The 12,910-nt window shown below is 34.3% G+C and carries 13 protein-coding genes; 10 read left to right on the top strand and 3 right to left on the bottom strand.

The genetic code is table 11. The features are described 5' to 3' along the window. Positions 1-1,317 (top strand): argininosuccinate lyase, encoded by a 1,317-nt coding sequence (gene argH / locus CLLU_RS12035; RefSeq protein WP_106010035.1) that lies wholly within the window; start codon positions 1-3, stop codon positions 1,315-1,317. Positions 1,318-1,374: 57 nt separating this feature from the next. On the opposite strand, the gene CLLU_RS12030 is transcribed toward argH, so the two are convergent. Together CLLU_RS12030 and CLLU_RS12025 are read right to left on the bottom strand one after the other, a co-directional pair. Beyond that, the gene (locus CLLU_RS12030) at positions 1,375-1,590 is read right to left on the bottom strand and encodes a DUF378 domain-containing protein (RefSeq protein ID WP_106010034.1); all 216 of its coding nucleotides are present in this window, start codon (positions 1,588-1,590) and stop codon (positions 1,375-1,377) included. An 84-nt stretch (positions 1,591-1,674) separates the two neighbouring features. Then, a complete protein-coding gene (locus CLLU_RS12025) occupies positions 1,675-2,172 on the bottom strand; it encodes an Lrp/AsnC ligand binding domain-containing protein (protein ID WP_106010033.1) in 498 nt (165 codons plus the stop codon). Between the two features lie 410 nt (positions 2,173-2,582). On the opposite strand from CLLU_RS12025, the gene CLLU_RS12020 reads away from it, so the two are divergent. From CLLU_RS12020 to CLLU_RS11985, 9 genes are all read left to right on the top strand, one after another. Beyond that, a complete protein-coding gene (locus tag CLLU_RS12020) occupies positions 2,583-3,554 on the top strand; it encodes an asparagine synthetase A (RefSeq protein ID WP_106010032.1) in 972 nt (323 codons plus the stop codon). Between the two features lie 269 nt (positions 3,555-3,823). Next, complete coding sequence (locus tag CLLU_RS12015; protein WP_106010031.1) at positions 3,824-4,213, top strand: hypothetical protein; 390 nt, start codon at positions 3,824-3,826, stop codon at positions 4,211-4,213. A 182-nt stretch (positions 4,214-4,395) separates the two neighbouring features. Next, positions 4,396-5,193: a dihydropteroate synthase gene (locus tag CLLU_RS12010; protein WP_106010030.1), complete on the top strand. Its 798-nt coding sequence runs from the start codon at positions 4,396-4,398 to the stop codon at positions 5,191-5,193. A 120-nt stretch (positions 5,194-5,313) separates the two neighbouring features. Then, positions 5,314-5,949 (top strand): cobalamin B12-binding domain-containing protein, encoded by a 636-nt coding sequence (locus CLLU_RS12005; RefSeq protein ID WP_420536068.1) that lies wholly within the window; start codon positions 5,314-5,316, stop codon positions 5,947-5,949. 1 nt (position 5,950) lies between these two features. Next, positions 5,951-7,105, top strand: a complete 1,155-nt coding sequence (locus tag CLLU_RS12000; RefSeq protein ID WP_106010028.1) for a uroporphyrinogen decarboxylase/cobalamine-independent methonine synthase family protein — start codon at positions 5,951-5,953, stop codon at positions 7,103-7,105. 11 nt (positions 7,106-7,116) lie between these two features. After that, positions 7,117-7,260, top strand: a complete 144-nt coding sequence (locus CLLU_RS18880; protein WP_170065758.1) for a hypothetical protein — start codon at positions 7,117-7,119, stop codon at positions 7,258-7,260. 200 nt (positions 7,261-7,460) lie between these two features. Further along, on the top strand, positions 7,461-8,123 hold the full coding sequence (locus CLLU_RS11995; RefSeq protein WP_106010027.1) for a cobalamin B12-binding domain-containing protein: 663 nt from the start codon (positions 7,461-7,463) through the stop codon (positions 8,121-8,123). A gap of 6 nt (positions 8,124-8,129) precedes the next feature. Continuing rightward, positions 8,130-8,828 (top strand): GntR family transcriptional regulator, encoded by a 699-nt coding sequence (locus tag CLLU_RS11990; protein WP_106010026.1) that lies wholly within the window; start codon positions 8,130-8,132, stop codon positions 8,826-8,828. Between the two features lie 39 nt (positions 8,829-8,867). Next, the gene (locus CLLU_RS11985; RefSeq protein WP_106010025.1) at positions 8,868-9,533 is read left to right on the top strand and encodes a DUF1638 domain-containing protein; all 666 of its coding nucleotides are present in this window, start codon (positions 8,868-8,870) and stop codon (positions 9,531-9,533) included. Between the two features lie 242 nt (positions 9,534-9,775). Here the strand turns inward: CLLU_RS11985 and CLLU_RS11980 are convergent, their stop codons facing one another. Beyond that, on the bottom strand, positions 9,776-12,814 hold the full coding sequence (locus CLLU_RS11980) for a vitamin B12-dependent ribonucleotide reductase (protein WP_106010024.1): 3,039 nt from the start codon (positions 12,812-12,814) through the stop codon (positions 9,776-9,778). Positions 12,815-12,910 lie beyond the last annotated feature (96 nt).

Genomic DNA, 12,910 nt, shown 5'->3' with positions numbered 1-12,910 from the left:
ATGAAACTTTGGGGTGGAAGATTTAAAAAATCTGAAAGCAAACTCATGGAAGATTTCAACAGTTCACTTGGTTTTGACAGACGTTTCTATAGAGAAGATATAGAGGGAAGTATGGCCCATGTGAAGATGCTTTCTAAATGTGGGATTTTATCCCAGGAAGAAGGCAAAAGTATATTGGCAGGATTGAAGTCCATATTAGAGGATATAGAAAACGGAAAGCTGAAAATAGAAGGAGATTATGAAGATATACACAGTTTTGTGGAGATAAATTTAATAGATAGAATAGGTCAGGTTGCCAAAAAGCTGCACACTGCCAGAAGCAGAAATGATCAAGTTGCGGTGGACTTTAGACTGTATGCTAAGAGAAAAGCACTGGAAGTAGTTGAAGATATAGAAATACTTCAAGCCACAATAAAAGAGATAGGTCAGCAAAATAATGTTATAATGCCAGGGTATACTCACCTTCAGAGGGCTCAAGTAATAACTTTCAAGCACTACATAATGGCGTATTATTCCATGCTTTCAAGAGATAAGAAAAGAATTTTAAATGCTGTAGAAATTATGGATGAAAGTCCTCTTGGATGCTGTGCTCTGGCAGGGACAACTTATGATATAGATAGGAATTTTACTGCCAAAGAACTGGGATTTAAAAAGCCAGTGGATAATTTTCTGGATGGCGTAAGTGATAGAGATTATGTTATAGAAATATTGTCTGACTTTTCCATAATAATGATGCATTTGAGTCGCCTGAGTGAAGAACTTATATTGTGGAGCAGCAAAGAGTTTGATTTTGTACAAATAGATGATGAATTTTCCACAGGAAGCAGCATAATGCCTCAAAAAAAGAATCCCGACGCTGCAGAACTCATAAGAGGCAAAACAGGGAGAGTATATGGTTCACTTATGGCACTGCTTACCACTATGAAGGGCATTCCTCTTGCCTATAATAAGGATATGCAGGAAGATAAAGAACAGTTTTTTAACTCCTTAGATACTATATTAAGCTGTTTGAAAATAATGAACGGTATACTCTCTACATTAAAAGTAAATGAGAAGAATACTTTTAATGCTGTAAAAAAAGGATTTTTAAATGCCACAGAAGCAGCAGACTACCTGGTTGACAAGGGTATGGCTTTTAGGGATGCGCATAAGGTTATTGGTGAAATTGTACTGTACTGTGAGGATAAAAATAAATCCATTGAAGATCTTTCACTGGAGGAACTCAAAAATTTCAGTCCTTTATTTGGGAAAGATGTATATGGATTTATAGATTATGAAAATACATTAAACAGAGGAATTAAAAAAAATCTTAAATGATATAGAATGTACTTAAAGTGGAAAGTTGATTTAAAAAAGCTTTCCACTTTTTAGTGCCTAGACTTCTTTTGTATTTCTACTGTCCGTTTCTTTGCCAAAAAACGAAAGAGCATATAGTCCTCCCAGACCTACCAATGCGTAAATTACTCTTGTAAAGGAAGACATTGTACCAAATAGTGATGCTATAAGATCATATCTAAAGAATCCAATTAGCCCCCAATTAAGAGCACCTATTACAACTAATATTAGTGCAATGATGTCTAATGTTCTCATATCTACATCTCCTTTTTATTTTATATAAACTATTATTTGCAAATTATATAAAATTTATAAGGTAAAATGAAAGAAGATGTAAAATTAATTTTTGCTGTCGGGTTCGTTGCTTATTATGTCTATATCTATACTTCTATCCACGGGTTGAAATAATGATATTATAGTGTCAGTTCTCTGTATTCCATCAACAGATTGAATTTTATTCATCAGCAGATTCTGTAGGTCCGTTATATTTTTACATATTACTTTTATAAAAATAGAATAGTTTCCAGTTGTATAATGAATTTCTACAATTTCCTTTATAGCTTCCAATTCTTCAAGTGTATCTTTAAATGATTTGGCTCTGTCTAAATAAATGCCGATAAAACCGCATACATCGTAGCCAATCTTTGAATTGTCGATTATAAGCTTGGTTCCTTTTATTATTTTCATATCCTGCATTTTTTTCATTCTAACATGTATAGTTCCTCCACTTACATGGCATTGTCTGGCTATTTCTAGAAAAGGAGTTCTAGAATCCTTTAAAAGAATATCAAGAATTTGAAGGTCTAAATCGTCTAGTCCAGAAACTTTTAAACTCAATTGAATCCCTCCTTTGTAATTTAAATTTTATTGTCACACTACTATTATAACAGAAATTTTATTAAATTGATAATTAAAAACGTTTTCATTGATTAATAATTCATGAATTATTAATCAATGATATGTCCAATTAACTAATTATCAAAAAAATATAAAATTTATTAATAATATTGCAATGTTCAGAAAAAAGTATTATTATATTGTTAATGAAAATAATACAGAATAAATAAGTAGCAAATTTATATCAATTGATTCCTAGATTCAGGTGGAGTTTTTTAATAAGCAATTCTTCTATCCATCTAAATTTTAGAAGAACTTATCCAGATGCGTAAACAGTGCTTATCTCTCTTTATGAAGATGGAGTATTAGCAGTGACAGCGTTCTGATAAATATTTAAGGAGGTTGTATATATGGAGACATATGTATTAAAAGATGAGAGAAAAAAAGAGCTAGAAATTTTGGACAAAGCTATTGAAAAAGTGGGAAGAAAAGAATTGCCTCATATACTTCGTATCCAGCAAACTGTACTTAAAGCAGTAGATGAATATATGTACAAGAAAAATATAACAAGGATTATGCCTATTATGATAGCACCTATTACGGATACATTGAACCATGATGTAGAAGAATGTGAAGTGAATTATGAAGGTCAAAAATTTGATATAACCAAATCAATGATATTCCATAAACAGGTTATATTATCCAGTCCCTATCTTGATAAAATATATATAGTATCCCCCAATGTAAGACTTGAGCAGGAAGAAAAAGGGGACAAGAGGCATTTATTTGAATTCACTCAAGTTGATTTTGAATTTAAAGGCGCAGACATGGATGATATATTTGAGTTTCAAGAAGGACTTGTTAAATATGTATTTGATTATATAAAGAAGGAATGTGCAGATGAGTTCAAAGCTCTTGGAATTGGAACATCACATTTGGATGTAAGTGTACCATTTAAGCGATATACTACCCAAGAACTTAAGGTAAAATATGGAGATGATTTTGAGGAAATAGCATCAAAAAAGGCAACTCAGCCCTTCTGGCTTATCAATCATAAAAGAGAATTTTATGATGCAGAGGATCTGGAAAATCCGGGTACCTATAAAAATTATGATTTGATATGGCCCTATGGTTATATAGAAGGTATGAGCGGCGGAGAAAGAGAATACAAATATGACAGAATACTTACTAGAATGAGAGAAAACGGTGTAGACGAAAATGCTTTCAGAAACTATATTCAGCTTGCGAAAGATGGGAAAATTCCAAAGACTGCAGGAGCCGGTTTTGGAGTTGAGAGAATGACCAGATTTATATGTCAGCAGAATGAAATTGACGATGTTACTGTATTTACAAGAAAACCGGGAGAGATTTACTTATTTTAAATCAGGTAGCTCTTATATAAAATGTTAAAGTTCAGAGTTCAAACTTCATTCAAGTATCATAATTCAGAGTTCAATTGTAAAATCCGCCTAATTTTCGGGCTTAACCGAAAATCTTCATAAATTATGAACTGCCAATTGTCAACTGTCAACTGTGAATTGTCTAAGTTTGTATTTTGAACTTTATTTATTATATTACCAAAGGGTATTGATATAAATTCCAAAATATATGATAATATAGAAGACATATAAATTTGTAGGGAGGTAATAAAATGCCCTTGTGGTTAAATGTAATATTACAGGTATTGTTTATTGCAGTAATATTTTTGGTAGTGTATAATTTTTTAAAATCTCATGTGCTATATAAACTCCATCCTAATAAATGGATTATTCTTTTGTTGTCTATAGCATCCTTTATTTTTCCGCCAGTTATAGCTGCTCAGTTTAAATATAATTTAAATGGAACAGTATTGCAGTATGTTTTTTCTGCTGTATTTCTAATCTTATTTTTGTGGTTTATAGATTTGAAAAGCGGAGCTATATATAATTCAGGGAAAAAAACACAGAAAGATATAAAAATAAAGCCTAAAGCTAAACCGGGCAGAGTAAACCATGTAAACCATGAGAAAAATAATAAGAACAACAAAAAAAATAAAAAGTAGTTTTACATATTAAAAAGTCACCTTTTGAAAGGTGGCTTTTTTATTCAAGGATGATATTTTAAACATTTAAAAAACATTTATGAAATCGTTGACAAAACAAAACTATAGGCATATAATTAGTTATATAAATACAAGTATATACAAGTTAATAATTAGTATGGATTAGAAGGGGAGGCTTTCAAATGATTATTATTGGAGAAAAGATTAATGGTGCGATTCCTTCGGTTAAGAAAGCGATTGAAGAGCGAGATGCTGATTTTATAAAGAACATAGCAAGGGCTGAGGCAGAAGCTGGTGCTGATTTTATTGATTGTGCACCAAGTACCCAGGCAGATAAAGAATATGATGCTATGGTATGGCTTGTTGGACTTATTCAGGAAGTTACCGATATTCCTATTTGTATAGACAGTCCCAACGTACTTCTCCTTAAACGTATTTTTGAAGAGGGTCACGTTAAACGTCCTGGAATGATTAATTCGGTAAATGAAGAAGGTACCAAGTGTGAAACCATATTTCCATTAATTGCTGGAACTGATTGGCAAGTTATAGGTTTGACATGTGACAAAGATGGCATTCCTATGAATTCAGATAAAAAAATTGACATTGCAAAAAGCATTATTGATAAGGCACACAAATATGGTGTAAAAATTTCAAATCTACACATAGATCCATGTGTAATGGCTCTTGCTGCGGTACCAGCTTCCATGACCGATTTTGAAAACTGCATTGTCAAAATTCATGAATATGCTTCAGAAGTAAAAGTAACAGGTGCGATTTCGAATATCAGCTTTCAAATGCCGAGAAGAAAATATGTAAATGTAAGCTGTATGTCACTGGCTGTACATGCTGGACTCAATTCTGCAATACTGGATCCGTGTAATCAAGATATGGCAGCTGCCATATATGCGGCAGAAGCACTTTGTGGAATTGATAAAGGCGGACGTAAATATAATAGGGCCCATAGAAAGGGAATATTTTAATAAATCACATTTTAGATGATTGCAGAATTAAAAAATAAAATTTGACCTTTAGAAGAGAGAATAAGATTTTTAAAATATTTTTAATATTCCAAGTAAAAAATATGTAAGGGGGAAAAGATTATGGATTATAAATTGTTAACACAAGCAGTAGGGGATTTGGATGAAGACAAAGTTTTTGAAATGTTAAAAGATTTTGTCAATTCTAATCCGGAAGAAGAAGAAGCTCAAAAAGTTGTAAATGCATGTCAGGATGGTATGGCAACAGTAGGTGATCTGTTTGACAGTGGTGAATATTTTGTAGGAGATTTGATTTTTGCAGGAGAACTTCTCAATAATGCTATTGACGTATTAAAACCTGTTATAGGTTCTGAAAGTTCTAATAAACTGGGAACTATTGTTTTAGGTACAGTGCAGGGAGATCTCCATGACATAGGGAAGAATATCTTCAAGAGTATGGCAGAAGCAGCAGGATTTGAAGTGTATGACATAGGAATAGACCAGTCTGCAGCAGCCTTTATAGATAAAATAAAGGAAGTAAATCCTCAGATCGTGGGAATGAGCGGAGTTCTTACTCTTGCTATTGATTCCATGAAGAATATAGTGAATGAAATTGAAAAAGAAAATTTAAAGGACAAAGTGAAGATAATCATAGGTGGAAATCCTGTGACAAAAGAAGCTTGTGAACATGTAAGAGCTGATGCATTTACTACAAATGCAGCAGAAGGTGTTAAAATTTGTAAAGAGTGGGTGAGCTAATATGGTAGATACAAAAATTTTAGCGCAGGAAAGAACTAAATTATTTAAGGATATATTTGATGGAGAGATTCCCAGGAGAGTGCCAATCAATGTCAATTTTCCTATTGAATTCTGCATACAGTATGCAGGGGAAGATTTGGCGGAAGCACAATGGAATACCTCCATGCTTGAAAAAATATTTGAAAAAATATGTAATGATTTTGTTTCTGATATAGTTCCTGTACAGGTCTTTAGATTTCCTTCATATTACAAGATTTTAGGAGCTAGAAACTTTGTCATGAGTTCCAGCGGATTTTTGCAGCATCCGGAGATCAATGGGCTAGAGGCTGAGGAATATGATGAATTTATTGAATCACCCTATAATTGTATTTTGGAAAAGATACTGCCTAGAATTTATACTGAACTGAATACCAGTTTAGCTGAAAGATCCCTTGTTATGGCAAAAGCATTTAAAGCATTTTATGATGAATTCAACTATGTGAATATGCTTTATGAAAAACTAATTAAAAAGTACGGTTATTCTACCAAAGGGAATGTAGATGGATTTGTAGAAGCACCTTTTGATTTCATGTCGGATCAATTGAGGGGATTTAAAGGTATAACGGGTGATATAAGGAGGCGTGCTGATAAAGTAGCAGCAGCTTGTGAAGCTGTAACTCCATTATTGATAAAAGCGGGAGTACCTGCATCGCCTTCAAAATACGGAGGAACCTTCATTCCACTTCATATGGCACCTTATATTCGTACTAAAGATTTCGAAAAATTGTACTGGCCGACTTTTAAAAAGGAGATTGAAGAACTGGCAGCAGCTGGGCAGCCATCCTGGTTGTTTGTTGAAAATGACTGGACACGTTATGTGGATTATCTGTATGAACTGCCTGAAAATACCAGGATGTGGTTTGAGTATGGAGATCCTAAGTTTATAAAAGAAAAATTGGGGAAAAAGCATATTCTTACGGGATTTTATCCAATTTCCATACTGAAGACAGGGACAAAACAGCAGTGTGTAGATAAAGCCAAGGAACTTATAGATATTCTTGCACCAGGTGGAAAATATATGTTTGGCTTTGACAAGTCTATTATAACTGCAGATAGTGTTAAAATTGAAAATCTGCAGGCAGTATTGGAATATGTAGCTGAAAACACTGATTATTAGGAGGGATTGTCATGAAAACGCAATATTATAAGACCTGGGAGGAATATAAGGCAGAACATTCTGAAATAGATGAAAAGCTTACAAAAAAAATAGCCCCTAAAATGCAGCAATATGAGGAAATGATGTTTATGTTTGTCATGAATTTATTAATGTAAAAGAAATTATTTAAGAAAAGGTGTTGTAAAATTATTTTCCACAATAATTTTACAGCACTTTATTTTATTGATAAAATTTCAAATGGATAAGCCGCTGACAAACCGAAAGATTAGGTATATAATAAAAATAGAGAATTGATGAAATATTTCAATAAAATATGAACGAATTAAACAGGGCATTGCGGATTAGTGGAGGAAAAATGTGTAATTTAAGTGAATTGAAAAAATCAATCATAAAATATGTAGAACAATTAGATGAAGAAAAAGTAATAGAGCTGGCCAAGAAAGCTTTGAAAATGGGGATAACTCCTGTAACTTTATTAGAAACTGTCAACATAGGCATGGAACAAGTCGGGAAATTATATGAAAACAAAAATTACTATATAGCTGATTTAATACTTGCAGGACTTATTTTTAAAAGAATTTTAGAATTGGATGAGATGAAAGAACATTTTCTTCAAAATAAGAATAAAGGGCTGGGGAAAGTAGTTTTAGGTACGGTAAAGGGAGACATCCATGATATTGGAAAGGATATTTTTAAAGGTATGCTGGAATCCAATGGATTTGAAGTAATCGATTTAGGTGTGGATGTGTCAAAAGAAGATTTTGTAAATGCAGTAAAAGAAAACAATCCTGATATTGTAGCCATGAGTGCCGCACTTACGAATACCATAGAGACTATGAGAGATATAATAATTGCTTTTGAGGATACCGGCATAAGATATAGGGTTAAGGTTATTGCAGGGGCAAATCATATGAACCGGGATATAAACAGGTATATTGGAGCAGATGGTTTTTCCAGTAATGCTTCTGACGGGGTAAAAATATGTTTAAGATGGATGAAGGAAAACAGTAAGGAGTAGCAGACAATGAAAAATCCAATATATGTTAAAATTATTGATGATATAAGAAATAAAATTAGCAGTGGTGAACTTAGGCCAGGTGATGATCTGCCTTCTGAAACATCTTTATGTGATGAGTATGATACCAGCAGAATGACAGTAAGGAAGGGGCTCTCTATTTTATCCAATGAAGGATACATATATTCTGTTCCGGGTAAAGGATATTTTGTGAAAAAACCGGATTATAACAAATATGTTTTTAATTATGATGAAATGAGCAATTTAATTAACAGTGTGGATAAAATAGAACTCTTATCTGTGGATATCATACTTCCTGATGAAAAGTTAGCTGGCAATCTTCAAATCAGCAACAATAAAAAAGTTGTAATGATCCGGAGGCTTTTTTACACTGAAGAAGAGCCTGTGGCTTATGATATCAAATATTTGTTATATCAAAAGGGAGTTCCAATTGTGGAAAACGAAATTGAAAACGCCACTTTTCCAGAAATGATATCCAACAGGACTTCTCTATATGATTTAAATAAAGAACTTGTCATATATGCAGAGGTTCCGAAAGAAAAGACTAAAAAATTGTTAAATATACATGATGCTGTTGCCCTGTTTGTTGTAGAAGAGAAATTATACGATATTGACCATAAGCCTATTGGACTTGGTATAACTTATTTCAGAGGGGATTATATTAAACTGCATGGAGTCAGTAAATAGCAGCGAAAATATAGATAAAAAAGGGGATGAAGGGTTTAAGTGAATACTTTGATTGTAGCTTGTAGAACTATTGAGGATGAGTTAAAAAGTGTAATAAATAGCGTCAAATGCGATTATCCTGTATTGTGGATAGATTCCGGGCTCCACCTGCAGCCAGATTCTTTGAAAAAGCGATTGCAAAGTGAATTGGATCATATATATAATGTAGATCGAGTTATTCTGGCTTTTGGATATTGTGGGAATTCCGTAATTGGACTTACCCCACCAACTTATCATATGATTTTTCCACGGGTAGATGACTGTATTACCTTGCTTTTGGGATCCGGTGAAAGGCGTAATAAGCTGGCCGGCGAGAGCGGAACTTATTTTTTGACTAAAGGATGGCTGGAGTCGGAGAGAAATATATGGGTTGAATACCAGGATGCAGTGAAACGTTATGGAAAGAAAGATGCAGAGATGATCTATCAGATAATGTTTCAAAATTATAAGAGGTTGGGGGTAATAAAAACCGGGGCATATGATCTGGAGAGTTATTTAAAAAAGACAAAAAAAATAGCTGAAGAATTGAAATTGAAATATGAGGTTTTCCCAGGAACACTTGAATATGTGAAAAAGCTTTTGACGGGACCATGGAACGATAGGGAGTTTATAACAATAAATCCAGGTGAAACTGTTACAATGGAACATATTTATGCCAAAAAATGAAGCTGGCTAGCTGAGCTTTGAATTTTTAGTTTATTACGTAAAAAATCACTATTTATTTTAAATTCATAAATAGTGATTTTATATTTGTAAAATTTTTAATTGCTTTGGCGAGTTGGATAAGCACTCGAAGAGTAAGCGATTCGCACCAAATCAAAGATTTGGGCTCTAATTTAGGAAACTCCTCCTTCCTTTGGTCGGATGAGTAAGCGATTCGCACCAAATCAAAGATTTGGGCTCTCTGCTTAGCTGCAGCCGGTGGTGGAGCCGCAGTCCAGGCAAACCATACAGGTGCCGTTTCTAACCATTCTGGTGCTGGAGCAGTTGGGACATGTTGAACCGTATATCCTCTCTCCATTTATTTTTTTTGTTCTGATCTCTGTAGTATTTATTTTTTCAGAGTTTAATTCAGAAGAATTTCCCAGAATTAAACTGTCCTTGTCGTAGTTTTCAGGTTTAACCTGGCATTTGGAAAAATCTCCAAGCTCTATATCTATTATTTTGCTCACAAGATCAGATATAGAAGATACATATTTTATATAAGGATGTTTTTGGACAAATCCATAGGGCTCGTATTTCTGACCTCTAAGCATTCTGGATATATCCTGAGGCGGGACATGGTACTGGAGCATTACGGATATTGCCTTGGATAGTGAATTTAAAAGCCCCATTATTATAGTTCCCTCTCTATCTGTGGTTATATATATTTCAGAGATCTCTCCATTTGAAGATCTATTTACTGTAGTGTATATTTTTACATCATCTATTTGTGCAGGATGAGTGGTTCCTCTGCGAATTCCAACAGGTTTATCCCTCTTTGAGTATTTTACTCCCTTTTGAAGTTTTCTGGCTCTGTCTAGAAGTTGATTGTAAGTTAAATCTTCCAGCTTTACATTATCTGAAATGGATAAGCTTGTGTTAAGCGGCTGGGCAGCTTTAGAAGAATCCCTGTATAGAGTAATGCCTTTGATGCCCAGTTTCCAGGAGGATAAAACCACATCCTTAAAATCCTGTATGGTAGCATTTTTAGGTAGATTTACGGTCTTTGACACTGATCCCGATATGAGGGGAGTTATGGAAGCCACCATTTTCACATGTCCCATGGGATCAATATACCTTTCACCGCTGCCGCATTTATTTGAAGTGTCAAATATGGGAAGATGCTCATCCTTCAAATGTGGAGCTCCTTCTATTTTGCCGTCCAGTATCTTTTCATAGGTGAAATCATCTTTTGTTATAGTTTCCTTTTCAAGTACGTAAGATAATATGTCTTCTATTTGTTCTTTGGTATAGCCAAGTCTTTTTAAGGCTATAGTTATTATAGGATTTATAATTGTCATAAATCCTCCGCCGGATAATTTTTTATATACTATATGACTGAAAAACGGTTCTATGGAGGTAGCACCACAGTCCATTGCGAAAGAGATGGTTCCAGTAGGCGCTATAACTGTGACCTGGGCGTTTCTATATCCAAATTTGCTGCCGCTTTCAAGTGCATTCATCCAGCAGGTTTTCAGCTGTTCCCCTATATAGGATAAGTTTTGCAGTTTTAAAAGTTCATGATCCACTTTCAAGGGAGTGTAGCCTAATCCTTCAAATTCATTGGAAAAATTAAATCCGGCAGACCTGGAGAATGATACCATATCCACGGAAGCTGCTCTGGCATGATTTCTCAGCACTCTCATCATATAAGGCTTATTTATTTCAAATTTTTCAAAGGGTCCTATATCTTTTGCCATGAGGGATGATATATAATAGGACTGTCCTGTAAGTATTCCCACCAGTGAAGCTGCCAGTGCCCTGGCTTCATTTGAGTCATAAGGGTAACCCATAACCATGAACAATGATGCTATATTTGATATACCAAGACCTGTAGTCCTGAAAAGGTGGGTTTTTCTTGCTATATCTTCAGTGGGAAATTGTCCCCAGTGTATAGAAGCTTCCAGAATCAATTGGACCAGCCCGATTATATGTAAATATCCTTCTACATCAAGAATATTTTTATCTGCATTGTAAAATTTATAGATGTTTATAGAAGCAAGATTGCAGGAAGTATTGTCTAAAAAAGCATATTCGCCGCAGGGATTAGTGGAATTTATCAAATTATAAGGGGCATTTATCTTCCCGTCTTCTCCAGCAGGGCAGGTGTGCCATGCGTTAAAAGTATCACTGAATTGGGGAGCAGGATCTGCACATTTCCAGGCACAAGTATTAAATGTATCCCAAATATGTTTTACTTTTACCGTTTTTGTGATTTTATCGTCAACTCTGCCGGTAAGCTTGATGATTTCATCAGGGTTTACCTTCAATCTATCCACTTTGCCCATAAAACTGTTGGAAAATCTTACTGAATTATTGCTGTTTTGACCCGAAACAGTTTCATAAGCTTCACCGTCAATATCCATGTCATATCCCATTTTTCCGAGAGCTCTTACTTTATCCTCTTCTTTTGATTTCCAGGTTATGAAATCCATGATTTCAGGATGATTTACATCCAAACACACCATTTTGGCGGCTCTTCTTGTAGTACCGCCGGATTTGATAGCACCTGCATTTCTGTCCAGGGCTTTCAGAAAACTCATGAGCCCGGAAGATGATCCGCCTCCAGATAATTTTTCACCCTTTGCCCTTATGGTGGAAAAATTGGTACCAGTACCTGATCCGCCTTTAAATAATTTTGTTTCTGTCACAAATTGATCAGATATGGAGTGGTGTCCTAAAAGTTTATCTTCAATTGACAATATGAAACAGGCAGAGGCCTGAGTTCTGGTATAGCTGTCTTCACATTCCATTACCTTATTGAGTTTGTCGTCAAAGTAGTAATTTCCCTGCTTTACACCCTTTATTCCGTAGGACAATTTAAGACCTGTGTTGAACCATTGGGGGGAATTTGGAGCATACATTTGATTTAAGAGTGCGTAGACACATTCATCATAGAAAATGGAACCTTCCTCTTCAGTTTTTATAAGTCCTTCGTCTTTTAAAGCTTCGCGCCAAAAGTTCACCATTCTGTGTGCCACTGATTTCATGCTGTTTTCATAGCCCAATTTTCCGGGAACACCGGCTTTCCTAAAATATTTAGAGGCTATTATGTCACAGGCGTTTTGAGAATATTGTTCTGGAAATTCCAGATCTTTCATATCCACCAATACCCTGTGGGTCTTATGATCTTTTAAAAATACATCTGTTTTTTTCCATTTGAACAAATCGTATACTGTTTTATCACTGTTTTTTTCAAGGGATTTTGTATAATATCTTTTAAACAAATCCTTTATACCATTCAATTATAGTTTACCTCCTTGTGTTTATGGACGGAATTGATATTTTGTATGTATTTAAAATTCAACTACCATATATAGTAGTCAAATAAATAATTAAAT

Source organism: Clostridium luticellarii (genome assembly GCF_002995845.1).
GTDB lineage: Bacteria > Bacillota > Clostridia > Clostridiales > Clostridiaceae > Clostridium_B > Clostridium_B luticellarii.
The sequence above is the reverse complement of the archived record's forward strand: the minus strand, read 5'-3'. Positions and strand labels throughout refer to the sequence as shown.